The following is a 25660-nucleotide window of genomic DNA, read 5'->3' as shown; positions in this document are numbered from 1 at the left end:
GATGCTGAGATGAAGTCTTTGCAGGATTCACTGTATAACTGGCTGACGATAAAAATTGTCTGTGAGGATCGTCCGGATGATACAGCAGCAGCAGACACAGAAAGAATGTTCTTTGAGATTCTTTCGGAAGAGCATAATATTTCCGATATTCACTTTGAAAAAGATGATTTGATGTATTATGTGCATTACACAAAGGGTGAAGAACGGAATAAGAGCCGTTTTCCCTGTGAATTGATAGAAGTAATGCTTAAACAGATTCAAAGTGAACCTGAAAAATATGTAAATTATCCGGAGGATTAAAAGAAGCCGCCCAGACAAAATGTTTGGGGCGGCTTTTTTGCTGTTCATGGAATGGTGTGCAGTTCACCATTCTTCCTCCTGGACTTTGCTCCGATATAGCTTAAAGTTTCCGGTATCAGCTCTTTTTTGTGTTTTTTCTGTAATTCTTGTTTCACATGGTCTGCACATATATGTGTGAATTGGGCGGTTGCGTAGACGTTTAGCCTGTAAGGACTCGTTTTCAATGGATTCAATTTTATCACATAGTACACATTTTACTCGCATGGGACACCTCATATTGTTTTAACTGTTGTTATTACCATTATAGTATAAGTTAAGGTCTGATTCGAATGCTTTGCGGCAAATAAATTTTTTTACGGTCATCCCGTATCGGGTTTTATGTGTTAGTTTATATTAGTATAGAAAGCGCTGCAGGTTAAATCAAACGTGTAGAAGAGATGTTATAAGTTGAAAGAAAAGCGTTATCATACTATGATGAAATTAATAAAGGAGGGAAAAGAATGGCAAATCAGGTAGAACCGAAATTAATCAAACCATTATATGACGAATTGCAAAAGGAACGTTTCGTCACACTTGCCACTATTGACTTTGAAACTGGCGGACCTAATGTTAATGCGATTTCATGGATACTGGCAAAAGATGACGAAACATTATATTTTGCAGTTGATAACCGTTCAAGAATTGTTCAAAACATAAATAGCAATAACAAAGTTGTTCTGAATATTATCGCGAATGAATCTACATACTCCATCGCAGGTGAAGCATCGGTTAAGGCTGAAAAGATGGAAGGCGTACCTTTAAAGCTCGCTCTTATGGTCATCACTGTGAAGGAAGTCCGTGATGTCATGTTTTACGGCTCTAAAATCACTGTCGAACCTCAATATGACAAAACATACGATAAAGATGCAGCAGCCCGTTTGGACAAACAGGTAATGGAGGCAATGAAAAAAGCTTAGTTCCCCAGGGAACTAAGCTTTTGTTGTTCTTACAGCCGTTTTACCGCTAAATAATAAATGCCATCGGTGGAGTCACTTTTACTTATAATAATTTGAGTGTTTTTCCTGTTTTTGTTCAAGCTGTTTTTCCTGATCATTGTTGAGTCTTTTCTTTGGATCTTCGGTTGCGTTTTTCTCATTTTCCTTTTTAGGATCAACCAGGTCGGCTGGGACTTCAGGCATTAGCCGGCCAGCGATATCTGCCAGTTCATTCATGATTCCCTGCAGGGGCTCTCCGTTTTGAATATCAGCGGCTATTTCCCGAAGCCTGGCGTTAATATCCGGATCAGCCACTACAATTGCTCTTGCACCATGAGGATCATTTTTAAGAGTTTCGGCAACTGAATATTTGATTGATCCGACCTCAGAACGGTCGAGATTTTTATTTACATCTACGCCAACTACTGCAAAGCGTCCAAGTACAACAGCTGTTGCATCATTGACATTGGGAACTCGGACAGCCAAATTGACAAGATGCCTGGAAACCTGCTGTCCAGTCTCTCTGTCAACTTCCTGTATTGTACTATTTTTAACATTTACGGAGTTGATGTTTTTCTGTTCCTGTTGATCTTGGGCTTCATTGTTGATCATGCCGCACCCTGTTAATAGTAATCCTGTCATCCATAACAGCAGCCATTTATTCATATTTGACACCTCCGGGACATCAAAATTTCCTGAAAATGAAAGCTTGAACTTTTTCAGGTTCAGGAATATTGAGGATTGTTTAATGTTATTGTGCAAAATTTCTTCTATCTTTATTCGGCATTACATATATTTTTACCAAGATAGATTTGTCCACTTCATAAGAAAGCCTTTCTTCCTAATTAATCAACATCTTTCGAAGGCTGAATAATATAAACCAACAGGATTATAATCCATCAGGAATGAAGGTGATCTTTTTCATGAAACTGCAAATCTGCAGGCAGGGGACCTTGCTTTTGTAATTTGCTTTATCAAGACACAAGAGGAGCAGGAGGCATCATATTGAGTAAAATTTACGTATTAGATACCAATGTCTTGTTGCAGGATCCTAATTCCATATTTTCATTTGAAGATAATGAAGTAGTCATTCCGGCTGTAGTCCTGGAAGAGGTTGATTCTAAGAAAAGGTATATGGATGAAATTGGGAGGAACGCAAGGCAAGTATCCCGGCTGATTGACAGCATGAGGGAGACAGGTAAGCTCCATGAGAAAATACCTCTTGAAAATGGCGGAAGCCTGCGAATTGAGTTAAATCATAGATCATTTCATGAACTTCAGGAGATCTTTGTAGAAAAAACGAATGATAATCGGATTTTGGCAGTTGCAAAAAACTTATCCTTGGAGGAAGAGACAAAAGAAAATGGACGAACGGTAATCCTGGTAAGCAAAGATGCCCTTGTCAGAGTTAAAGCGGATGCTATCGGGCTAATTTCAGAGGACTTCTTAAGTGATCGTGTAGTTGAGAATGATCATTTATATCCTGGGTTTCTGGAGGTATATATAGGTCTCGATATTATGAACCGTTTTTATGAAAAAGGAGAACTGCCGCTATCTGAAATAGCAAATCATCCTTTCTATCCGAATCAGTTTCTGGTGATGAAAGATGCGCTTGGTTCCTCATCGTCTGCACTTGGTATTGTGGACAAAAGTGGAAAGAAAGTGAAAAAACTCATTTTTGATCATGACCATATATGGGGGATCAAGCCCAGGAACGTGCAGCAGACAATGGCTCTTGAGCTGTTGCTGAGAAACGACCTGCCGCTTGTTACGCTTATCGGTAAGGCGGGGACTGGAAAAACTCTTTTGGCGCTGGCATCGGGCTTAATGCAGACAGAAGATTATGGCCAGTACAAAAAATTGCTGGTCGCCCGCCCTATTGTGCCTGTAGGCAAGGATTTGGGATTTCTTCCGGGTGAAAAAGAGGAAAAGTTAAGACCGTGGATGCAGCCGATTTTCGATAATCTGGAGTACCTGTTTAATGTCAAAAAGCCGGGTGAATTGGATGCCATATTGGCAGGTATGGGCTCGATTGAGGTGGAGGCTCTGACATATATCAGAGGCAGAAGCATACCGGATCAATTCATTATTATTGATGAAGCTCAGAACCTGACGAAGCATGAAGTAAAAACCATATTAACCAGGGTAGGGGAAGGGAGTAAAATTGTACTGATGGGAGATCCCGAGCAGATTGACCATCCCTACCTGGATGCTTATAACAACGGTCTCACCTATGTCGTGGAAAGATTTAAAGATCAGGTTATCTCAGGTCATGTCAAACTTGTTAAAGGTGAGAGATCTGGCTTGGCCCAGCTTGCTGCTGACCTGTTATAGCCTGCATGACAGAATTTGTGATTCTGGGGGTTTCATGCCGGGGGAGAGACTGCGAAGAAAAAGGGCGATGCAAATCGCCCTCTCCGGTTATTCCACTCTAAAAGCTTTCACTCTTTTTATGGGGGAATTTTGGTTGCTGCCATCCCCAAGATAGGCATGAACTGGCCCATCCTCTTTTAATGGTTTTCCATCCTTTGAGAACCCCAATATTAATTCCTCGGCTTCAGAAAGTGTCAATCTGGTTTCACCATCTTCACTTTCAATAACAACGATTTCTGCACTCTCATCCGGCTCTGCATTCATTAGGAATGGTTTAAAAGGTATACCGAATGTGCCTGTCAGGACCTTTTCTTTTTCAAATTTCTTTTCTGTTTTAAGTGTTGGAGGGAAAACTGCGCCTTCCATGATTTCTCTATCCCAATGCTTTGAGACAGCTTTAGTATATTCCTCCAGTTCATTTTTTCTGATATTTTCCTGCATAAAGTATGTTGTCAAATCCAGCCTTCGGTCATCAAATATCCAGACTCCCGGATCTAAGGTGATTTGATATTTTACGTTTCCTTTGAAAGCAATAATATTTTCCATATTGAACCTCCTGGCAGCAGCTATTATTCTAAATATATGTATGATTTAAGTATACAGATTTTTAAGGCGCTTGTCATACAGGCAATAATTGATGACATGCCTTATTCGTGCATTCTGAATTGATGCCGTAATCATTTCTCTATCGAATCCCTTATTATCCTTGCTTTTTTCCATGCTTAAGTATAAAATTTATAGATAGGATAATCGCTCGGAAATGGAGGGATTGAAAGTTGGCTTCTGACATGATTATTGATCACAAAGAAAAAGCAAATGCCCTTTTGAAGGCAGATGCTGCTAAAATATTAAAGTTAATAAAGGTGCAAATGGATAATCTAACCATGCCTCAATGCCCTCTATATGAGGAAGTTCTTGATACCCAGATGTTTGGCTTATCCAGAGAAATAGATTTTGCTGTCCGTCTTGGATTAATTGAAGAGACAGAAGGCAAGGCTATTTTAGATGAATTGGAAAGGGAGCTGTCCATGCTCCACGAAGCTTCAGTAAAAAAATAAAAATAAAAAACTCAAACATCTTCCATAGAATGTTTGAGTTTTTTTATAACCGTATTATTATAAGAATGGGTATTAGTATATCCAAAAGAAAAGAATGCTCAATATTGTATAACTTAATTTAAAAATAGTATAACATAATTATAGAATTATTTTCTTTGCTGTGTTACATTTAAATTAACTTTTCTTTTCTTCAAAGCAGGATATTCAATACTATAGTAGAATAAGTAATAAACTTAGAAGATAAGGGAAGAGGGCTGGATGTTAAAAAAAATATTAAAATCATATGATTATACCCTGATAATAGCTGTAGCCCTGTTAGCTGTTTTTGGACTCATTATGGTTTTCAGTGCAAGCATGGTAACAGCTGTGCAGATTTATGATCAGGAAAGCGACTTTTTCTACAATAAACAAAAGATGAATTTAATTATCTCAGGCATTGTTTTCGTTTTTGTCGCTCTATTTCCATACAAAGCTATGCAAAGCAACAAATTTCTTGTTCCGATGGTGTTTCTGTCGTTATTCGGCCTAATTGCGTTATTTATCTTTGGAAAAGTAGCGGGCGGAGCTATGAGCTGGTTTGAAATCGGAAAAAGAAGCCTTCAGCCTGCAGAGTTTGTCAAGCTTTCAGTCATTATATATTTGGCTGCAGTGTATGCAAAGAAGCAGCCCTATATTAATGAATTTAACAAAGGTGTTCTGCCCCCGCTTGCTTATCTGATTCTTGCCGTAATCCTGGTTGCTGTACAGCCTGATTTTGGTTCGTCCATGATTATATTGCTTGTGGCTGGAGCTGTGATCTTTACTTCAGGCATGAATTTTAAGAACATATTTAAATTGGGGCTTTTCGGTGTATTGCTGGCTGCTCCTTTTATCCTTCTATTAAAAGATAAGATATTTGCGCCTTATCGAATGGGGAGGGTAGAAGCATTTAGAGATCCCTTTGGATCGGAGTTTGGATATCAGCTTTCTAATTCCTATATTGCCCTCGGTGCAGGCGGGTTAAAAGGGCTGGGCCTTGGTGAGAGTATACAAAAACTTGGGTATCTTCCTGAAGCCCATACAGACTTCATTATGGCCGTAATTGCTGAGGAACTCGGGGCACTTGGAGTAGGTTTTGTCATTTTGCTTCTCGGGTACATTGTACTGAGGGGAATCTTTATCAGTTTAAAGTGTAAAGATGCTTTTGGCAGCTTGCTTGCTATCGGGATTTCCGCCATGATAGGAATTCAGGCGTTCATTAATCTTGCGGGAATTTCGGGTGTTATGCCGCTCACTGGTGTTACACTTCCTTTTATAAGCTATGGAGGGTCATCCCTGCTTCAGCTTTCGATTGCAATGGGAATTCTAGTGAATGTTTCTATGTTCGTCAATTATGAAAAGAAATATAAACATAAACATGAAGAGACAAATCCGGAATCCATGGACATGGCTTCCGAAAAAACATTTTCTATTCATAAATAAGCACAGATAACTTCACAGTGCTTTATTTATATATCAATCAGCAGATGCTGATTACATAATTGCTTCCATCAGGGGGATGCCAATCAAAGTTATTATGGCCGGTTAACGGAATACCCGCCCGGCCTCAACTTAGATTTGGCAGAATATTGCCAAAAAATACATAAAGACGGGGTGTTTTGTTTGAGCAGAAGAATTAACAAGGTATTAGTAGCCAACAGAGGAGAAATTGCCATTCGTGTTTTCCGCGCCTGCACAGAGCTGGATATTCGCACGGTAGCTATCTATTCGAAAGAAGATTCCGGTTCCTACCACCGCTATAAAGCGGATGAAGCTTATCTGGTAGGGGAGGGCAAAAAACCAATTGATGCCTATCTTGACATTGAAGGAATCATTGATATAGCAAAAAGCAGTGATGTTGATGCCGTTCATCCTGGCTACGGATTTCTATCTGAAAATATTGAATTCGCAAAACGGTGCGAGGAAGAAGGCATCATATTTATCGGTCCGACTTCAAAGCATCTGGATATGTTTGGAGATAAAGTTAAGGCAAGAACTCAAGCCCAGCTTGCAGAAATTCCGGTTATACCCGGCAGTGATGGTCCAGTAGAAAGCCTGGACGAAGTAATTAGCTTTGGTAAAAATCATGGCTTCCCAATTATCATTAAAGCTTCACTTGGCGGCGGCGGAAGAGGCATGCGCATCGTAAGGAACCTTGAAGAAGTAAAGGAATCCTATGAGCGTGCCAAATCAGAGGCAAAAGCAGCTTTTGGGAATGATGAGGTTTATGTTGAAAGATTTATAGAAAGACCAAAGCACATCGAAGTTCAAATCATCGGTGACCATGAAGGAAATATTGTTCACCTGTATGAAAGAGATTGTTCAGTCCAAAGGCGCCACCAGAAGGTTGTTGAAGTTGCTCCTTGCGTCTCACTCCCGGAGAGTTTGAGAGACGAGATATGCCAGGCTGCTGTCAACCTGATGAAGAATGTAGATTATTTAAATGCAGGAACTGTGGAATTCCTGGTTTCAGGTGACCAGTTTTATTTCATAGAAGTAAATCCGCGTGTGCAAGTTGAGCATACGATCACCGAAATGGTAACAGGTGTCGATATTGTACAAACGCAAATCATGGTGGCTGAAGGCTACTCGCTGCACAGCAAAGAAGTTGGTGTTCCAAAACAGGAAGATATTCATGTACATGGTTATGCCATTCAATCCCGTGTTACAACAGAGGACCCTCTAAATAATTTCATGCCCGATACTGGCAGGTTAATGGCATACAGATCAGGCGGCGGTTTCGGTGTGAGGCTCGATGCGGGAAATGGTTTTCAGGGTGCAGTAATCACTCCTTATTATGATTCGCTGCTTGTTAAACTCTCAACGCACGCAATGACATTCCAGCAGGCAGCATCAAAAATGGTGAGGAACCTTCAGGAGTTTCGTATCAGGGGTATTAAAACAAATATTCCTTTCCTTGAGAATGTTGTAAAACATGAGAAATTCTTAATCGGTGAGTATGATACATCATTTATTGATGAAACTCCTGAGCTATTCCTATTCCCGAAAAAGAAAGACCGCGGGACGAAGATGCTGAATTATATCGGGAATGTAACGGTAAATGGATTTCCGGGAATTGAAAAGAAGAAGCGTCCGGTATTTGAAGAGCCTCGAGTACCGAGATTAAAATACAGTACAGATTACCAGGATGGAACTAAGCAAATTTTAGATAATCAAGGTCCTGAAGGGCTGGTTAAATGGATAAAAGAACAAAAAGAAGTCCTGATTACGGATACTACCTTCCGTGATGCGCATCAATCTCTGCTCGCGACGCGGGTAAGAACTAATGACCTGAAGCATATAGCAGAGCCGACAGCAAAATTGCTTCCCGATATGTTTTCGTTTGAGATGTGGGGCGGTGCAACTTTTGATGTTGCTTACAGATTCCTGAAAGAAGATCCTTGGGATAGATTACTGACATTACGGGAAAAAATGCCAAATGTTTTATTCCAGATGCTTCTTCGTGCTTCGAATGCAGTCGGGTATAAAAACTACCCGGATAATGTAATAAGAGAGTTCGTAGAAAAATCGGCCTACGCCGGCATCGATGTATTCCGGATTTTCGATAGCCTTAACTGGGTTAAAGGGATGGAAGTCGCAATTGATGCTGTGCGCCAGACTGGGAAAATTGCTGAAGCCGCTATGTGCTATACAGGTGATATTCTGGATCCTGCCAGAACGAAATACAATCTTAAATACTATAAAGACTTGGCAAAGGAACTGGAAAATCAGGGAGCACATATACTGGCCATCAAAGATATGGCTGGTTTATTGAAGCCGCAATCAGCATATACTCTTATTTCTGAATTGAAAGAAACTGTTGACATTCCAATTCATCTTCATACCCATGATACAAGCGGAAATGGAATTTACACATATGCAAAGGCTATTGAAGCTGGAGTGGATATTGTGGATACGGCCCTGAGCACAATGGCAGGCTTAACATCCCAGCCAAGTGCGAACTCTCTCTATTACGCGCTGCAGGGAAATGACAGACAGCCAAAAATTGATATCCAGTCGCTCGAGCAATTATCTTACTATTGGGAAGATGTGCGCAAATATTACCAGGACTTCGAAAGCGGGATGAAAGCTCCTCATTCAGAAGTCTATCAGCATGAGATGCCTGGCGGACAATACAGTAATCTTCAGCAGCAGGCTAAAGCAGTAGGCCTGGGGGATAAGTGGGATGAAGTTAAGGACATGTATTCCCGTGTGAATCAAATGTTTGGTGATATTGTTAAAGTTACACCTTCATCCAAGGTCGTTGGTGATATGGCGTTATTTATGGTCCAGAATCAGCTGACAGAACAGGATGTTTTGAATAAAGGGAAATCACTGGATTTTCCAGACTCAGTTGTAGAGCTGTTTGAAGGCTACCTGGGACAGCCATATGGTGGATTCCCGGCTGAACTGCAAAAGGTCATATTGAAAGACAGGGAGCCAATCACAGTCCGACCGGGAGAGCTTCTTGAAGATGTAGACTTCGATGCTTTAAAAGAAAAACTCTTTAAAGAATTGGGCAGGCAGGTTACAAGCTTTGACGCAATTGCCTATGCACTTTATCCAAAAGTATTTATGGATTATATTAAGACCTGCGATCAATTTGGTGATATTTCTGTTCTTGATACCCCTACATTCCTGTATGGTCTAAGACTTGGTGAGGAAGTGGAAATTGAAATTGAAACAGGTAAAACATTAATAGTTAAATTGGTTTCGATAGGGCAGCCTCAAGCCGACGGCACAAGAATTGTGTATTTCGAGCTAAATGGCCAGCCGCGTGAAGTAAGCATAAAAGACGAAAGCATAAAAGCTACAGCCGCAGCGAAGGCAAAAGCTGATCCGCACAATGAAAGCCATATTGCAGCCAGCATGCCGGGAACTGTCATCAAGTTACTTGTAGAAAAAGGTGAAAAAGTCGAAAAAGGCGATCACTTAATGATTACAGAGGCTATGAAGATGGAAACTACTGTACAGGCACCATTCTCTGGAACTGTAAAGGATATTTTCGTCTCAAATGGTGAAGCAATTCAAACTGGAGACCTTCTGATAGAGTTGTTAAAATAAACAAAAGAGCTTCGGCATTTGCCGAAGCTCTTTTGTTTAGTGTATTTATGGAATGGAAGTAAAAGTAGGGATAGCAGATTCATCACTTTTGTCTTTTTCCTTAACTGCTGAAACAGCAAGCTCATTTTTTCTGCTTCGTGAAGACAGGAGGATAAAATAGCTTAGTACTCCAAATAAGCAGGAAATAAAGAAGGCGTGTGCAAGAGCTATATACAAGTTAAGTCTGGTTAAAACAACCAATGCTCCAGCGGCAACCTGGAGTGATACTAAGATAAATGAAATAATCCAGCCCCAGTAAATTACCTTCTGGTTCTTGTAATGTTTAATGGCCAGATAGGTAATGTAACCAATCCATATGAAAATTAATCCCGCGGCAGCCCGGTGCCCCATTTGCACCCATTCGTACATATTAGCCGGAAGTGCGGAAGATCCATTTATACAAAGCGGCCAGTCACGGCATACAAGGCTGGCATTTACATGACGCACAAGTGCGCCGGTGTAAACAACCGCATAGCTGTATAAAGAAACTCCAATAATATGTTTCCTCATTCTTTTATCGATAATAAGCTTTTCTGCCTCGAATTTTTTATCAACTTCAAAAATAAGTAAAGTCAGGAGCAGTACAGCAGCAAATGATATTAAAGATATCCCGAAATGAAGGGCGAGCACAAAATCAGATTGCCCCCAGACTACTGCGGCAGCGCCTATTAAAGCCTGCAGGATAAGGAAAAAAAGCGAAGTCAGCGCTAAAAACTTTGTCTCTCTAATATGTCCTATTTTTCTCCATGTCCAAATCGATAATATAAGAACCATAAATCCGATAGCGCCTGAAACCAGTCTATGTGCCAGTTCAATAATCAGTTCAGGAGTAATATCGGTGGGAACTAACTCGCCATTGCAAAGAGGCCACGATTTCCCGCACCCCATTCCTGATTCCGTTTTCGTTACCAGGGCACCGCCCAGCAAAACCAAAAGCATGCCGATTGATGTAAGAACAGCAAGCCATTTTAAAGATCGTTGCAAAGCCTTTCACCTTCTTTAAATATTCTAGGTTTAATATTAGTGTCATAATTGATTTACTGCGTATTTGTCCATTATCTATCTTAACAAAGATTCTATAAAAAGCCATATATGAATGTGCGTCCATTTACTTTTTCGATAGTACAGGAATAAAAAGCTTTTTACAACAGTTATAAAAATTATAAAGTTAATTACAGTAAAAAAGGTTGAAACTTATAATAGAGTTTGCTAGAAATATAAAGGGGGTATAAAATGGATGTCCCCTGTCGCGGAAAGTAAGCCAAAATACATAAAAGTGAGTATATTATTCCTTCTTAGTTTTCTGAAACAGTTTTATTATCTCAAAAATAAACCCTTTCTTTAAGTGAATTTAGACTTTGACACAAATTAGTCATAAATTATTCTAAAAAAATTCACAAAAGAGTTTTAAAGTGTGATTTAATATACAGAGAAATGGTTTAGATTCATTTAGATAGTAAACAGTTTAAATACATTATTAATAGTAGAAAACTATTAGTATGGTTATTATTCATCCAGGGTTCACCCCTCGTTTTTTATCGTGAATATGGCTTTCAGTGCATTTATACTTTATAGTAGGTGTAATGTTCGCGATAAGGAATTAAGGAGGAAAAGATATGTCTGACTCACGGGCTTTGAGTGATGCTTCTATCGAGAACAGAGAGCGAAGCCTTCAACAAGATATACCTGAGACAACAGTTTGGAAAGACTTCCTTGCTCTTATCAAAATTGGCATTGTAAATTCCAATCTGATTACAACCTTCACCGGTCTTTGGCTTGCACTGCATTTCTCAGGAAAAGGATTTTTCAATAATCTGGATCTGGTTCTTTATACAGTAATCGGCTCCTCATTGATTATTGCGGGCTCCTGCAGCTTAAATAATTATATTGACCGCGACATTGATCCATTAATGGAAAGGACAAAAGGGAGGCCAACTGTTACTGGGAAAGTGAACCCAGGCAAGGTTGCACTTTTGAGTTTTCTGCTTATTGGCCTTGGTACGGCCTTTTTAATGTTTACAACAGCAACAGCAGTTGTAATTGGATTAATTGGTGTTTTCAGCTATGTTGTCTTATATACAATGTGGTCAAAACGCAGGTTTGTTTCCAATACGATTGCAGGCAGCATTTCAGGGGCAGTTCCCCCGCTGATTGGGTGGGCCGCTGCAGATGGTAATCTTGATCCTATGGCTTGGATGCTGTTCGCTATTGTGTTTATCTGGCAACCTCCTCATTTTTATGCACTGGCAATGAGAAGGGTAGAGGAATACCGGGCTGCGGGAGTTCCGATGCTCCCAGTAGTAAAAGGATTTAAAACCACTAAATGGCATATTTATATCTGGATTGCAGCATTATTACCGCTGCCGTTTCTTATGCCATCACTTGGATTGCCATTCATAATACTTGCTGAGGTTTTAAACATCGGCTGGTTAATGACTGGGTTATATGCAAGGAAGTTTAATGATGATATTAAATGGGCTACATTAATGTTTGTATACTCCCTGCAATATCTGACCATCATGTTTGTAGCCATGGTAATTATCACACTTATTTAACTTAGTTAGGAAATTCCTTCTTTCGTTAATAACGAGAGGGGATTTATCCATATTTTTTGATCAAACAATTCAAAAAATGAAATCTTTACGAAAGAGGGGTTTGATTAAGCTATGAAAAGGCTTGCAAAGTGGCGTCTTTTTTCTCTGTTTGCAATGATGGCGCTCATTCTTTCCGCTTGCTCCGGCAAACCGTATTTATCTACGCTAAAACCTGCCGGCGAAGTGGCGCAGACACAATTTGATTTGATGGTGTTAAGTACTGTAATAATGGTAGGAGTAATTGCGGTCGTAACAGTAATCTTCTTTATTGTTGTTTTTAAATTCCGCCGCAAGGACGACAGAATTCCAAAACAAGTTGAAGGAAGCCACAAACTGGAAATCATTTGGACTGTTATTCCTATTCTTTTGCTTCTTATTCTTGCTGTACCGACAGTTTCAGCTACCTTTAAGCTTGCTGATGTAGGCCCAATGGAAAAGAAGAATGAAGAAGGTAAAACAGATGCACTTGTCGTTAATGTGCGTGCAAACTTATACTGGTGGGAATTTGAGTATCCAAACCAGGAAATTATCACTGGCCAGGAATTAGTTGTGCCAACGGATGAAAAAGTTTATTTCAATCTTATTGCTTCTGATGTTAAGCACTCCTTCTGGATTCCTGCTGTAGGCGGTAAGCTGGATACGAACACGGACAACGTGAATAAGTTCTGGCTGAAGTTTGACAGTGAAAAGGCTGCTGATGCGGACAATTACTTTTATGGAAAATGTGCTGAGCTTTGCGGTCCTTCCCATGCATTAATGGATTTCAAAGTTAAAGCGGTTCCACGTGATGAGTTCGATCAATGGGCAACTGCGATGGCAGAAGTAAAAGAACCTAAAAAGGCAGAGACAGATCTGGCTCAAGATGGTCAGGAAGTCTTCAATAACAGCTGTATCGGCTGTCATGCTGTAACTCCGGCAAACACTGCTCCTGAAGCAGCCCGTTTAGCTCCTAACTTAACAAACTTCGGTGATCGTGACCGTATTGCCGGTGTCCTTGATCATACTGAAGAAGATCTTAAGGATTGGTTAAGAGATCCGGAAACATTCAAACCTGGCAATAAAATGACAGGTACTTATGGTGAATTATCTGAAGAAGAGCTTGATGCCCTGACAGAATATTTAATGGGCTTGAAAGTTATGGAACAATAGGGGATTTTTTGAAAAGGGAGGTAAAATTGTGAGTACCTTAGCACAAAAAAAAGGTTTCGGAGCGGTTTTATGGGATTACTTAACTACAGTTGACCATAAAAAAATCGCAATCCTTTATCTTATAGCTGGCGGATTTTTCTTCTTGCTTGGCGGATTGGAAGCTATGTTCATCCGTATCCAGCTTGCAGTACCAAATAATGACTTTGTAAGTGCCGGATTGTATAATGAAATTTTAACTATGCACGGTACAACGATGATCTTCTTGGCGGCTATGCCACTGATTTTTGCTTTTATGAATGCTGTTATGCCACTTCAGATTGGTGCGCGTGACGTTGCATTCCCATTCTTGAATTCTTTAGGATTCTGGCTGTTTTTCTTTGGTGGAGTTTTCTTGAATCTGTCATGGTTCTTAGGAGGAGCTCCTGATGCCGGATGGACTTCTTATGCATCTCTATCAATTGCTTCTGAAGGGCATGGAATCGATTTCTATGCACTTGGACTGCAGATATCAGGTGCGGGTACGTTAATCGGGGGGATCAACTTCCTTGTTACCATCATTAACATGCGTGCCCCTGGTATGACATACATGCGTATGCCTATGTTCACTTGGGCTACATTTGTTACATCAGCATTGATTTTATTTGCATTCCCTGCTTTAACAGTAGGACTATTCCTGTTAATTTTCGACCGTATGTTTGGATCTAACTTCTTTGATCCTGCTATGGGCGGTAACACAATTATCTGGGAGCATTTCTTCTGGATTTTTGGACACCCTGAAGTTTACATCTTGGTATTGCCGGCTTTCGGTATTTTCTCCGAGATTTTTGCGATTTTTTCAAGAAAGCGCCTTTTCGGATACTCTTCAATGGTATTCGCAACGGTTCTTATTGGTTTCTTAGGATTCATGGTATGGGCTCACCATATGTTTACAACTGGTATGGGGCCGATTGCAAACGCGATCTTTGCTGTTGCAACAATGGCAATTGCAGTACCGACCGGTATTAAAATCTTTAACTGGCTATTTACAATGTGGGGAGGAAGCATCACTTTCACAACACCGATGCTTTGGGCTATTGCCTTTATTCCTTCATTCGTAGCCGGAGGTGTTACTGGTGTTATGCTGGCGTCTGCTGCACAGGATTACCAGTACCATGACAGCTACTTTGTAGTGGCCCACTTCCATTATGTTATTGTCGGCGGTGTTGTGTTTGCACTATTTGCGGGTGCTCACCTTTACTGGCCTAAAATGTTCGGTACAATGTTAAACGAATTCCTTGGAAAAATTACGTTCGTATTATTCTTTATTGGATTCCATTTAACATTCTTTATCCAGCATTTCCTTGGACTTTGGGGAATGCCGCGCCGTATCTTCACGTACCTTCCTGGACAGGGATTTGAAACGTCGAATATGGTAAGTACTGTTGGTGCTTTCTTCATGGCAGCTGCAGTAATCATCTTGTTAATAAATGTTGTTATTACCAGCGTTAAAAATGAAAAAGTTGGCAATGATCCTTGGGGAGACGGCCGTACTTTAGAGTGGGCCATTCCTTCACCGCCTCCATTCTATAACTTCAAGCAGCTTCCGCTGATTCGCGGCCTTGATGCATACTGGCTTGAAAAAATGGAAGGCAAAAAAGGCATGTCGCCTGCAGAGCCGCTAGGTGACATCCATATGCCAAACAACTCGTTCATTCCTTTTGTGATTTCTTTCGGACTATTTGTTGCTGCATTTGGTGCAATGTATCACGAAGAACACAGCTGGGGTATTCCAGTACTAATTGTGGGTATGCTTATTACTCTAGGCTCCATGTTTGTTCGTTCTGTCAAGGATGATCATGGATACCACATTCATAAAGAAGATTTGGAAGACAATAATGATAAGGGGGTTAAGGCATAATGGCTACTGAACAAAAAATGACTTATGAAACATGGCCTGCTTCGCCTGAAAAGCAAACCCTCGAAGCCAAGAACAAATTCTTAGGTTTCTGGTTTTTCCTTGGGGGAGAGACGGTTTTATTCGCCTCCCTATTCGCCACTTACCTTGCTTTAAAAGACAAAGTTCCTAGCAGTGACATGGCTCTTGCGAAAGACTTGTTTGAAATTCCATTGGCATTTATTATGACAATGCTGCTATTAACAAGCTCGCTCACAAGCGTATATGCTATGTATCACATGAAGAACTTCAACTTCAAAAAAATGCAGCTATGGCTTGGAATTACTGTTTTGCTTGGACTTGGATTCCTTGGTTTGGAAATTTACGAGTTCAATCACTATGTACATGAATTCCATCATAGCTTTACAAGCAGTGCCTTTGGTTCAGCCTTCTACACGTTAGTTGGATTCCATGGTGCTCACGTGGCATTCGGTTTATTATGGATCACTACTTTGATGATCCGCAACAGCAAAAGAGGATTGAACCTTTACAATGCTCCTAAGTTTTATGTAGCCAGCCTATACTGGCACTTTATCGACGTTGTTTGGGTTTTCATCTTTACAGTAGTATATTTAATGGGAATGGTGGGATAAACTGATGGCCAATCAACAACCAAACTCAGGTAACCCAAGAGTAGACATTGAATATAGACGCAAAAAAAGTGCAGAAGAGATGAGACATCAAGTTATCACATTTGCACTAATGATCTTCCTGACAATTGTTGCGTTCGTAGCAGCAGGTTATGAAGGTTTCTCCGGATGGTTTATAGTGCCGTTCATCCTGATTCTTGCTCTTGTGCAAGTAATCTTCCAATTATATTATTTCATGCATATGAGCCACAAAGGTCATGAAGCACCGTCTTTGTTCTTATACTCAGGAGCATTTGTCGGATTTATCACTATCATTACTTTCTTGACTGTTATTTGGTGGTAAGTTCAAAAAGAAAATCGGCTGTTGGCCGATTTTCTTTTTATGTAATGAAGTATTTGCAAATACCCAATTTCCGATTTATTGAGATTGCAGACTGAAGAGAGTATAATAGTACTTGTCAATATCGCTTAGTATTGGAAACGTTTAAGGCCGATTGAGCAATATTTAATGAGGTGATAGCATGTCTTTGGAAATATTCGGTTTCCGTGCACTTTGGAGTCCATATTTCTTTTTATTTGTAGCACTGATTCTTGCAGGATACTTTATGTTAACAGTAAAGTATCGTGGAAAGTTCAAAGATAGTGAGCCATTAACTAAAAGGCAGGGTGGGTATTTTACAGTCGCTATGATTGTGTTGTATGCGATCAAAGGCTCTCCGCTGGACCTGATGGGCCATTTAATGTTTTATGCCCATATGATACAGATGGCTATCCTGTATTTAGTTGTTCCTCCCCTTGTAGTCATGGGAACCCCTCAGTGGGTGTGGAGAAGAGTGATTAATCACAAAGCTATTAAACCTGTATTCAGTATTTTTACAAAGCCATTAATCGCCATTATTCTGTTTAATGGAGTATTTTCTATATACCACATACCAGATGTTTTTGACGTGGTAAAAACGGATATGATGTTTCATACTGTATATACATCTGGCCTGTTTCTTCTGGCAATCTTTATGTGGTGGCCGACTATTAATGAGCTTCCTGAAATGGAGTCACTGGACGGCTTGAAAAAGGTAGGATATATTTTTGCAAATGGTGTTTTATTGACTCCTGCATGTGCTCTGATCATTTTTGCAGATACTCCAATGTACAGCACATATTCTGATCCAAATGCATGGGCACAGGCCCTTCAGTTATGTGTTCCTTCTGCGACACTGGCAAGCCTGAATCTTAGCGGGCCGGAAATGTTCAATTCAATGTCTCTTATACACGATCAGCAGCTTGGCGGGGTCATCATGAAGATTATCCAGGAAATTGTATATGGCTTTATTCTTGCGCAAATCTTCTATGCTTGGTACAAAAAAGAACAGGAAATTACGCCTTCAGAAGAAGAAGCATTATTAAATCCGCATTTAGTAAAATAAAAAATAACTCCAGTCAGAGGCTGGAGTTTATTTTTTTGAAAAAGTAAAAAATGTATATTGCAATGATCATGATCACATGGAATGAAACAAATATTGAACATTTAAGGAACTTTTATTAAAAGCTCATACAGTTTGTTGAAAAATATAGTACACTTTAATAAAATGAACCTTGTGATAAATAATACCGTGAAGATGAATTTTAAACTGATAGTGGAGAGAGGAATAATTTATGGAATACTCATTACCTATACTCCCTACCATAAGCACGACCTTTATTGTATTAAGTGCAATAACGGTTGCGATTGGTTGGGTACAAATCAGCAAAAAAAAGCTTGAGGCTCATAAGAAAACAATGACTTTGGCTGCTGTGTTTGCTGTTATTTTCTTTATCATTTATGCCAGCAGAACTGTTTTTATTGGGAATACTGCATTTGGCGGCCCTGATGATATAAAAATTTATTATACGATTTTCTTAATTTTCCATATTACCCTGGCAACTGTTGGGGCAGTTTTAGGAATTATCTCGTTATATACGGGCTATAAAAATAAAGTGGCAGCACATAGGAAATTGGGACCGATAACCAGTGTGGTCTGGTTTTTTACTGGCATAACAGGTGTTGCAGTCTATCTGCTGCTGTATGTTTTCTACCATGGAGGAGAAACCACATCAGTTATAAAAGCAATCCTGGGTACGTAACAGGTTATGAGATGCCGCTGGCTGTTTAGCGGTATTTTTTTTATGCCCAAAAAATTATCCACTTCTTAATTAAAAGGACTTAATAAGTATATGGCGAATATTTATGAATGATATTTAATTGGGAGTGAATTTTGTGTCGGTAAGTAAATTAACAGAGAATGAATATATTGAGGCCATGAAGCTTTCCATGTATGCCTTCCAGTATAATGTGCCTGAAGCTGACATCCCGGCCAGGATGGAACGTTTAAAAAATCATGCCATTTTTGGTATCTGGGAAGGGGAAAGTTTGGCTGCCAAACTTCACATCATCCCCCTGAAAGTTCATATTAATGGCTTTGAATGGGATATGGGAGGTGTTGCTGGTGTGGCAACATATCCGGAATTCAGAAGAAGGGGGCATGTAAGCAGTCTGATCAAGCACGCTTTAGCCGAGATGAATAATAAGGATCAGCTATTTTCATTTTTGCATCCATTTGATATTTCTTTCTATCGAAAATACGGATGGGAGATATTCACTGAATATAAGAAAACGCATATTAAGAAAATAGATTTAAAAATGACGGGAAAATCTTCAGGGACCATTAAGCGATTTACTAAGAACCAGCACACATTAACCATCGAAAAGATTTATAAAGAATATATGCAGCGTTATTCAGGAGGGCTTGTAAGAGACACATACTGGTGGGAAAACTTTGTGTATTCTGATTACCAGATTGCGGTGTATTTTAACGAATCAGGTGAAGGACAGGGCTATATATTATTTAAGGTAAAAGACAATAGAATGGATATCGAAGAATTCGCAGCTTTAAATCAGGAAGCCAGATTGAACTTATGGAATTTTATCTGTCAGCATGATTCGATGGTTGAGGAAGTAAAGATCATTACTTCAGTACACGATCCATTTCCTTATTACCTGAATCAGCCTAATTTAAAAATGGAGGTTTTTCCGTACTTTATGGGGAGAATCGTCAATGCTGAAAAGTGTCTCGGCCAATATTCTTTCAATGAATATAGTGAAAATGTCTTTCTGCATATTGAGGATCACCATGCACCATGGAATAATGGAAGTTACCTAATTGCTGACGAAGGTGTCAGGGTGTTTAAAGAGAAAGCAGGAAGCCAATGCACTAACCCTCCAGCACGGGGTCTTCATATGTCTATCAATGCCCTTTCAGCGATTATAATTGGCTATAAGAGGCCAATGGAGTTATATGATTTAGGTGAAATTAAAGGTCCAAGAAATGATGCAGAAATACTTGAAGGAAAAATTCCTGTGCAAAAGTCCTTTTTCTATGACTTTTTTTAAGGAAACTAAGTTGAGATGTTTGCAGGAAAGAAAAAGCGTCCAGGCGGACGCTTTTTTATTTTTTTATTAAGTTTATATTTTGAAATTCATCTTAATAAGTCCTGCTTCTTTTGCGGAATTAAAGGCAATGACCAGTAATGGGCCAATGATGAAGCCCAGTATTCCAATAAGTTTCAGGCCTAGATACATGGCTATTAGCGTAGCAAGCGGAGATAGCCCTATATGGGTGCCCATTACCTTTGGCTCAACTGTCCTCCGGATAATTAAGAGGACGGCTGCAAGAATTGCCAATTGTGTCCCCATAGCTAAATCTCCTGTCAGCAGATGAAACAATGCCCATGGGCCTAGAATGACAATGGAGCCAATAATAGGGATAAAGTCAATAACCCAAATGATTATAGACATGATCAATGCCATTTCTGGATTGATGAATAATAATCCAATCAGTGAAACGATAAAGATAATCACACTTACAAGAAATTGAGCCTTGAAAAAGCCAAACCCGACATAAGAGAGCCGTGAAGTCATAAACTTGACTTTATCTGCTGTTTTTTCTGTAAGGTGATTATACAAGCCTTTCCTTAATCGCGGAAGATCTATTAAAAACAAAAATAAGGCAATCAAATATACGATGAAACTGACAAGATAATTCGGGATGTTTGTCAGAAGTGCTTTTAAGCTATCTATATTTACGTAAGCGACAAGGTCATTCTTCGTTTTATTCAAGAAGGATTGAATCTGGTTGCTTAATTCATCAACAAGGTCTTTAGGAAGGTCTTTGGCGGCATTGGAAAAGTCCGCTTCTGCCCTGAGCCATGCTTTTGTAATTTCATTAATGTACATAGGAGCATTTTCAACAAGTTTAATGGCTTCAGTAATCACTTTTGTCGTAATAAAGTAACCTGATAAGCCAATGAAGAGGACAAATCCCAGAAAAGTAATCAGCACGGATACTCTTCGGCTTATTTTTATTCTATTTTGCAGCAGTTTCACAACTGGCTCCAGGATTAATGCAGTAATAAATGCAACAATCAGCGGAACAGAAACAGGCAAAATGAAATAAAAAAGGACAGTTATAAGAATTACAGCAATCAATATTAATAAAAAACGTTTTGTGAATATTGCAGACAAAATAAGTCCCCTTTCCCAATTTTGTTAACCATCAAAAGACCGTAACACTTTGATTATAGTATGCATTAAATATTATAAAAACAAAAAATTAAACGGTTTAAAGCTGAGAGATTATTGCCCGTATATTAAAAATCGTAAAGAAAGAAGTGAACGGTAGATGCATAACGCCCATCTTGACTTCGAGACGATTCAGGCAGCCAGTGATATAATCTCCGCAATCGTAGAATCCAGCCTGGAGGAAAGAAAAAATGTTATTCCTCTTAAGCATGAAAGATTCACTTTCTTTAAGAGAAAAGAAGAACCAATCTCCATAACTTTTAAGAACACTGAAGTATATTTGAGAATTAAGCTTAACATAGTAAATGGAAAAAATATTTTGGAGGAAACTCTCCGGATTCAGAAAGAAATCAAGGATGAGATTGTCCATTTTACAGGACTGAAGGTAAAAAGAGTGGATCTCTCAGTCCAAAAAATTATATCTGCAGGAAGCGCTCTTTCAGAAAATTAAATTTAGCGGGTCCAAAGTTGATATAAAAAAGACGCATGATGTTCATGCGTCTTTTTATGCAGAAAAAACATTCTGTAATCTTAGCAAAAATTACTCAGCAAATTGGTCAATTTCAGCTTTAATTTCACTAAGAATTTTTTCGCATTGGCTTACTAATGATTTAGGGAAGCTTTCGCCTTCGCCGTATTCTACACCGTGCGGATAGTAATGTTTGCCTAGCAGCGGGGTCATAAGCTGAATAGTTGCTCTATGGGCTCCTACATCTCCTTCAGCAGCATATCCAAATACACGAAGGTAAAAAACGCCTTCTTTTAATTCGAATTTACGGTCATATGTAACTCTTTCATAATCCCATTGCCCTTCACGGACAAGGCCGTGTGAAAGCATTACTTCATCTAAGCGGGTTAAGTCTGCTTTATTATTTTCCAGACCTGTGTTTTCAAATTTCATAATTGTCCCTCCTGAAAACAATCCATGGTTCTGATGAACGGATCCATGCATAATTTTAACAAGTTTATCTCAAATTTAATAATAGTAGAAAAAAGCGTAACTTGCAACGGATTCATGCAAGAAAACATTCATCTGTCAAAGAACGTTAGCTGAAATGCCATATTTAACGTCTGTCTGGCATATCTTGAGCAAATGGAACTGAGCAGCTGCAAAACTGTGAAAGGGGAAGCGTCAATTGCAGAAATACAAAGCCATCAGCATCTTATTTTTTCTAATATTCTTTACACCTCAGCCTGCAGGTGCTGCTGTAGATTACAGAGTTGAGCAAAAAGATACTCTTTGGGAAATTGCCCTTAGATTTCAGAAAGATCTGAAGGAAATTATTAATAGCAATCCTCAGATAGAAAATCCTGATTTAATTTTTCCAGGTGAAATGATTATCATTCCAGACCATGGAAAGAAGATAGCTCTTCCAAATATGGGTGAGAATGAAAATGAACTTATGAGACTCGCCAACGAAAAAAGAAGGGAATTAAGTCTAAAACCGTTGTCTGTAGATTTGCAGCTGAATGCTGAAGCCCAAAAAAAATCTTCGGATATGATGAAATTACAATATGTTTCACATAATTCTCCTACATATGGAAATCCTACAGAAATGTTAAGGAATCAGCAGATTTCATTTTTCACCGTTAAGGAGAATATCGGGGCGGGCTATAAAACAGCTGATGAAATCTTTGCTGCCTGGATGAATTCCTCGGTCCACCGGGAAAATATTCTTAACAAAAAGGCAACCCATATCGGTGCCGGATATTGTCAAGGAGGCCTGCACGGTCACTATTGGACCATATTCATTGTTGAAAAAAATGAAGGAGGATAAAAAATGGAAAAAATCCGCGATATTATGACAGACCAGGTTGAAAGCTGTTCACTATTGGACAATGTTTATGAAGTGGCAGTTAAGATGAAAGAATTAAACGTAGGTGCTATCCCGATTGTGGATAGTGATAAGCTCGTCGGAATGATCACCGACCGGGATATTGTTCTTCGCTGTGTGGCAGAAAAACACCCTGCTTCATCTAAAGTAGAAGATATTATGAGCAGCCATTTAGTAACTGTGTCAAGTGATACAGAGGCTCGGGAAGCAGCCCGTTTGATGGCAGAACATCAGATTCGCAGGCTTCCTGTTGTGGAAGGTGACAAGCTTGTTGGGATAGTTTCACTAGGTGACTTCGCCGTGCGTCATTTAACAGATGACCAGGCTGGAGAAGCCCTTACTGATATTTCTAAACACGAATCTGAAGCACAGCATTAAGAGGACACCACCTGGGTGTTCTTTTTTTTTGCAGCAAATGCTGTTACGGAACTTATTTATAATAGATAAACAATACACCTAATGGTATGATTAATAGTATATATGCAATAATTTTATTTAGATTCCATTTAGCAGAACGCCTGCATGTTATACTTTAAATTTCCTTAAATACAGCGAGTAAAAGAAGGGAGGTACGGTTCTCTGCGAGCACTTTTCCGAATTTTAGTATTGATTTGCATTTTTCTGGCAGCAGGCTTTTACATCGATATTGGGCGTAAAGAAAAAGGGGAAATCCTTGTCAGTCAGGAAAATACAATTAAGGATATAAATAATAAGGAAAATAAATTATCTTCCAATACAGGGTTCCCTGAAAAGGGTGTGGCCTCACTAATGGGAAAATCAGCTGGGGAGCTTAAAGAAAGTTTGGGAGAGCCGTCCAGAATAGATCCCTCTTTTTATGGATACGATTGGTGGATATATAATAAAAGCGGCGCTGAGTATATTCAGGCTGGCGTCAGCAATAATAAAGTGGTTAGTTTGTTTGCGACAGGTGAACATTCAGACATTTACCCTTTCAAAATAGGGCAGCCAATTGGTGAATTATATTCATCCGTCTTTTTTGAAACAGAATTCAGTCTTAAAGTAAAAGACAGTTCATACCGTTTCGAGTTATCTGAAGATGACCTTAATACAAGGCCGCTTGTTATGGTTGGTGAATACTATGCACAGCTTAATATAGATAGATTTACAGGGACGCTTTCCAGCGTGAGGTTAATGGATGCAGCCACTTTAATAAAGCTTCGCCCGTATGAAATGGTTTACCGTGGTGAATTATTGGAGCCCCCATTGCCTTCTCCTGCTTTTGAAGACGATGTGGAGAGAGCGAAAGAGAAGCAAATTTTCGACATTACCAATGTTATAAGAGTCAGCCATCATTTACAGCCGCTGAAATGGGATGATCCGACTGCAGCGGCAGCTTTAGCTCATAGCAAAGATATGTATGAAACAAAAGACTTTTCTCATACTTCTAAAACTTACGGCGATTTGGCGGACCGGCTTGAAGCTGCGGAGGTCTCATATGAGGAGGCCGGGGAAAACATAGCTGCAAATTATACAGATGCTCCCGCTGTTGTTGAAGGCTGGCTTAACAGCAAAGGCCATCGGGATAGTCTGCTGAAAGAAGAGTTTACCCATCTTGGAGTTGGAGTTTATAAAAAGCATTATACGCAAAATTTCATAAAAAAAGCTGATGGAGAAGCTAAAAAATGAAAAGAGCCTAAATTAAGGCTCTTTTTTACTATTAGCAATCTGAATCCGGCCAACCTGAAAATAGTCATCTTTCCAATTTCCATACAAGTGGACAGAATCACCGATCTTGACAGAAGGAATTGAAGCATTAGTCATTAAAGGAGTAATTTTTTTTATATTTGAATGCTTGAGGCTCTTTGTTTGGACGGTCAGTTCAAGAACATGTACATAGCGGCTGTAATTATAGCGCTGTCTGCTATCGCTAAGATGGACGACTTCGCCTGAAATAATGGCTTCCTCGGGGACCTCTGCAAGGCTCACCCACTTCTCATAGCCTTCCCGCATTTCCTTTTTTGTCAGCCAATAAAAATAAAGGCAAATAATTGGAATAACGATAGCGGTGACCATCTTTCCACCTGCCTTTAATTATTTACATTTTTCTTTTCAATGATAAAAAAGCTGCCTGTTGCCTGTGCAATTTTTCTTCCATCAGAACGGAGTACATCTGCAGATAATACCATGCTTTTTGTTCCCTTATGGTCAATTGTCGCTCTGCATGTTACGTATTCCCCTTTGCCGACTGCAAGATAATGAATATTCAACTGTGTCGTAACAGCGCCAAAACCTTCAGGAAGAAGCGAAGCCGCAAGTGTTCCCATGGCAGAATCAATAATTGTAGCGGTTATTCCCCCATGGAGAATTCCGAGCGGATTATTGACAATCTTACTTAAAGGAACTGTCAGTATGCATTCATCTTCAGTTATATGCCGTTCCATATGGAGCAGTCCGCCAATATAAGAGCTGTTTTGACCGGTTTGTTTTTTATGAAAACCTAAAAGCAGGGATTCTAATGCGGTTAATTCTTCGTCAGTGGCATTCCTGGTGCACTGATCAAATAATTCCATAAGATCTCTTTTCATTATTATTCACCTTTCAATATCTTTCTGCATTCATATATTACCATTAATGGCTGAATTTTTGAATTTTAATGGACCAATAAAGCAGATATAAATATTCACCTTTTTCATTCATATTCATATGGTATTATAGGCATTTGCATTAGAACGAGGTGATATTTTATGTCCAAAACGAAGCTTCATCCCTCTGTTGAAAAGTTTAAAGAGTTTGTTAAACAGAATCCCCGGATCATCAAAGAAGTCAGGGATGGTAATGCAACGTGGCAGGAATTATATGAGGATTGGTATTTGCTTGGGGAAGAAGATTCAAGGTGGGACTCTTATAGAGAAAACAAAGAAAATACACAAAAGACCGAAGAGAAAAAAAGTGACTGGATGGGCAGCATTATGGGTACCCTTAAGCAAATGGATGCGAATCAAATGCAGGGTTACATCACTAATCTCAGCCAGGCACTTTCAACTGTGCAGGGGGTTATTTCGCAATTTCAAGGCGGCGGCCAGAAACCATCGGGAGGCTCAAAGCCAAGTATGACTAAACCAAGCAGCCCTTTTACATTTAATAAGGATTAAGGGGT

At 39.5% G+C, this 25660-nt stretch carries 27 protein-coding genes; 19 read left to right on the top strand and 8 right to left on the bottom strand.

Annotation, left to right across the window (positions count from 1 at the left end; translation table 11 throughout):
- The first annotated feature begins 9 nt into the window (after positions 1 to 9).
- Entirely contained in the window at positions 10 to 300 is a 291-nt protein-coding gene (locus BK139_RS18160) for a hypothetical protein (protein ID WP_076261571.1), read from the top strand.
- Positions 301 to 363: 63 nt separating this feature from the next.
- Here BK139_RS18160 and BK139_RS18155 read toward each other — a convergent pair whose 3' ends face one another.
- On the bottom strand, positions 364 to 564 hold the full coding sequence (locus BK139_RS18155) for a YlaI family protein (protein WP_035328651.1): 201 nt from the start codon (positions 562 to 564) through the stop codon (positions 364 to 366).
- 236 nt (positions 565 to 800) lie between these two features.
- On the opposite strand from BK139_RS18155, the gene BK139_RS18150 reads away from it, so the two are divergent.
- Positions 801 to 1256, top strand: a complete 456-nt coding sequence (locus BK139_RS18150) for a pyridoxamine 5'-phosphate oxidase family protein (RefSeq protein WP_076261568.1) — start codon at positions 801 to 803, stop codon at positions 1254 to 1256.
- A gap of 78 nt (positions 1257 to 1334) precedes the next feature.
- Here BK139_RS18150 and BK139_RS18145 read toward each other — a convergent pair whose 3' ends face one another.
- Positions 1335 to 1940: a YhcN/YlaJ family sporulation lipoprotein gene (locus BK139_RS18145; RefSeq protein WP_076261638.1), complete on the bottom strand. Its 606-nt coding sequence runs from the start codon at positions 1938 to 1940 to the stop codon at positions 1335 to 1337.
- A 336-nt stretch (positions 1941 to 2276) separates the two neighbouring features.
- Here BK139_RS18145 and BK139_RS18140 point away from each other — a divergent pair, with 336 nt between their 5' ends.
- Entirely contained in the window at positions 2277 to 3608 is a 1332-nt protein-coding gene (locus tag BK139_RS18140; RefSeq protein ID WP_175609154.1) for a PhoH family protein, read from the top strand.
- 87 nt (positions 3609 to 3695) lie between these two features.
- Here the strand turns inward: BK139_RS18140 and BK139_RS18135 are convergent, their stop codons facing one another.
- Positions 3696 to 4193 carry a molybdopterin-binding protein gene (locus tag BK139_RS18135; protein WP_076261565.1) on the bottom strand — a complete coding sequence of 166 codons (498 nt, stop codon included), beginning with the start codon at positions 4191 to 4193 and terminating at the stop codon, positions 3696 to 3698.
- Between the two features lie 230 nt (positions 4194 to 4423).
- Between BK139_RS18135 and BK139_RS18130 the strand changes: the two genes are divergently transcribed.
- The 3 genes from BK139_RS18130 to pyc all read left to right on the top strand — a co-directional run bounded on the left by BK139_RS18130 (position 4424) and on the right by pyc (position 9787).
- On the top strand, positions 4424 to 4705 hold the full coding sequence (locus tag BK139_RS18130; protein ID WP_061793419.1) for an Fpa/YlaN family protein: 282 nt from the start codon (positions 4424 to 4426) through the stop codon (positions 4703 to 4705).
- A 258-nt stretch (positions 4706 to 4963) separates the two neighbouring features.
- Positions 4964 to 6166 (top strand): FtsW/RodA/SpoVE family cell cycle protein, encoded by a 1203-nt coding sequence (locus BK139_RS18125; protein WP_076261562.1) that lies wholly within the window; start codon positions 4964 to 4966, stop codon positions 6164 to 6166.
- Between the two features lie 180 nt (positions 6167 to 6346).
- A complete protein-coding gene (gene pyc, locus BK139_RS18120) occupies positions 6347 to 9787 on the top strand; it encodes a pyruvate carboxylase (RefSeq protein ID WP_076261560.1) in 3441 nt (1146 codons plus the stop codon).
- A 45-nt stretch (positions 9788 to 9832) separates the two neighbouring features.
- Here the strand turns inward: pyc and BK139_RS18115 are convergent, their stop codons facing one another.
- The gene (locus tag BK139_RS18115) at positions 9833 to 10810 is read right to left on the bottom strand and encodes a COX15/CtaA family protein (RefSeq protein ID WP_076261557.1); all 978 of its coding nucleotides are present in this window, start codon (positions 10808 to 10810) and stop codon (positions 9833 to 9835) included.
- Positions 10811 to 11442: 632 nt separating this feature from the next.
- Between BK139_RS18115 and cyoE the strand changes: the two genes are divergently transcribed.
- The 8 genes from cyoE (at position 11443) to BK139_RS18075 (ending at position 19519) form a co-directional block, all read left to right on the top strand.
- Positions 11443 to 12381, top strand: a complete 939-nt coding sequence (cyoE, locus tag BK139_RS18110) for a heme o synthase (RefSeq protein ID WP_076261555.1) — start codon at positions 11443 to 11445, stop codon at positions 12379 to 12381.
- A 111-nt stretch (positions 12382 to 12492) separates the two neighbouring features.
- Positions 12493 to 13569, top strand: coding sequence for a cytochrome c oxidase subunit II (gene coxB, locus BK139_RS18105; protein ID WP_076261553.1), 1077 nt, complete (start codon positions 12493 to 12495; stop codon positions 13567 to 13569).
- Between the two features lie 28 nt (positions 13570 to 13597).
- Positions 13598 to 15466 (top strand): cytochrome c oxidase subunit I, encoded by a 1869-nt coding sequence (gene ctaD / locus BK139_RS18100; protein ID WP_076261550.1) that lies wholly within the window; start codon positions 13598 to 13600, stop codon positions 15464 to 15466.
- Entirely contained in the window at positions 15466 to 16095 is a 630-nt protein-coding gene (locus tag BK139_RS18095; RefSeq protein WP_076261547.1) for a cytochrome (ubi)quinol oxidase subunit III, read from the top strand. Before ctaD ends, BK139_RS18095 begins: the two co-directional genes overlap by 1 nt.
- Before the next feature lie 4 nt (positions 16096 to 16099).
- Positions 16100 to 16435: a cytochrome c oxidase subunit IVB gene (gene ctaF / locus BK139_RS18090; RefSeq protein WP_076261545.1), complete on the top strand. Its 336-nt coding sequence runs from the start codon at positions 16100 to 16102 to the stop codon at positions 16433 to 16435.
- Between the two features lie 178 nt (positions 16436 to 16613).
- Positions 16614 to 17516 carry a cytochrome c oxidase assembly factor CtaG gene (gene ctaG, locus BK139_RS18085; RefSeq protein ID WP_076261543.1) on the top strand — a complete coding sequence of 301 codons (903 nt, stop codon included), beginning with the start codon at positions 16614 to 16616 and terminating at the stop codon, positions 17514 to 17516.
- A gap of 229 nt (positions 17517 to 17745) precedes the next feature.
- The gene (locus BK139_RS18080; protein WP_035328690.1) at positions 17746 to 18213 is read left to right on the top strand and encodes a DUF420 domain-containing protein; all 468 of its coding nucleotides are present in this window, start codon (positions 17746 to 17748) and stop codon (positions 18211 to 18213) included.
- Between the two features lie 133 nt (positions 18214 to 18346).
- The gene (locus BK139_RS18075; RefSeq protein ID WP_076261541.1) at positions 18347 to 19519 is read left to right on the top strand and encodes a GNAT family N-acetyltransferase; all 1173 of its coding nucleotides are present in this window, start codon (positions 18347 to 18349) and stop codon (positions 19517 to 19519) included.
- A gap of 72 nt (positions 19520 to 19591) precedes the next feature.
- Here the strand turns inward: BK139_RS18075 and ytvI are convergent, their stop codons facing one another.
- Complete coding sequence (ytvI, locus tag BK139_RS18070; RefSeq protein WP_076261539.1) at positions 19592 to 20650, bottom strand: sporulation integral membrane protein YtvI; 1059 nt, start codon at positions 20648 to 20650, stop codon at positions 19592 to 19594.
- Positions 20651 to 20807: 157 nt separating this feature from the next.
- On the opposite strand from ytvI, the gene BK139_RS18065 reads away from it, so the two are divergent.
- Entirely contained in the window at positions 20808 to 21158 is a 351-nt protein-coding gene (locus BK139_RS18065; RefSeq protein ID WP_076261537.1) for an Asp23/Gls24 family envelope stress response protein, read from the top strand.
- Between the two features lie 90 nt (positions 21159 to 21248).
- Here BK139_RS18065 and BK139_RS18060 read toward each other — a convergent pair whose 3' ends face one another.
- Positions 21249 to 21608: a YugN family protein gene (locus BK139_RS18060; protein ID WP_076261535.1), complete on the bottom strand. Its 360-nt coding sequence runs from the start codon at positions 21606 to 21608 to the stop codon at positions 21249 to 21251.
- 235 nt (positions 21609 to 21843) lie between these two features.
- Between BK139_RS18060 and BK139_RS18055 the strand changes: the two genes are divergently transcribed.
- From BK139_RS18055 to BK139_RS18045, 3 genes are all read left to right on the top strand, one after another.
- The gene (locus tag BK139_RS18055; protein WP_076261533.1) at positions 21844 to 22485 is read left to right on the top strand and encodes a CAP domain-containing protein; all 642 of its coding nucleotides are present in this window, start codon (positions 21844 to 21846) and stop codon (positions 22483 to 22485) included.
- Between the two features lie 3 nt (positions 22486 to 22488).
- A complete protein-coding gene (locus BK139_RS18050) occupies positions 22489 to 22920 on the top strand; it encodes a CBS domain-containing protein (protein WP_076261531.1) in 432 nt (143 codons plus the stop codon).
- Between the two features lie 201 nt (positions 22921 to 23121).
- The gene (locus tag BK139_RS18045) at positions 23122 to 24189 is read left to right on the top strand and encodes a CAP domain-containing protein (RefSeq protein WP_076261529.1); all 1068 of its coding nucleotides are present in this window, start codon (positions 23122 to 23124) and stop codon (positions 24187 to 24189) included.
- Between the two features lie 12 nt (positions 24190 to 24201).
- Here BK139_RS18045 and BK139_RS18040 read toward each other — a convergent pair whose 3' ends face one another.
- Positions 24202 to 24576, bottom strand: a complete 375-nt coding sequence (locus tag BK139_RS18040) for a hypothetical protein (protein WP_076261527.1) — start codon at positions 24574 to 24576, stop codon at positions 24202 to 24204.
- 14 nt (positions 24577 to 24590) lie between these two features.
- Positions 24591 to 25088 carry a PaaI family thioesterase gene (locus tag BK139_RS18035; RefSeq protein ID WP_076261525.1) on the bottom strand — a complete coding sequence of 166 codons (498 nt, stop codon included), beginning with the start codon at positions 25086 to 25088 and terminating at the stop codon, positions 24591 to 24593.
- 159 nt (positions 25089 to 25247) lie between these two features.
- Here BK139_RS18035 and BK139_RS18030 point away from each other — a divergent pair, with 159 nt between their 5' ends.
- On the top strand, positions 25248 to 25655 hold the full coding sequence (locus BK139_RS18030) for a YlbD family protein (protein ID WP_076261523.1): 408 nt from the start codon (positions 25248 to 25250) through the stop codon (positions 25653 to 25655).
- The last annotated feature ends 5 nt before the right edge of the window (positions 25656 to 25660 follow it).

The sequence above is a fragment of the Paenibacillus sp. FSL R5-0490 genome (assembly GCF_001956215.1).
Lineage (GTDB): Bacteria > Bacillota > Bacilli > Bacillales > Cytobacillaceae > Cytobacillus.
Note: the sequence above shows the minus strand (reverse complement) of the source record. Positions and strands in the feature narration are given on the sequence as shown.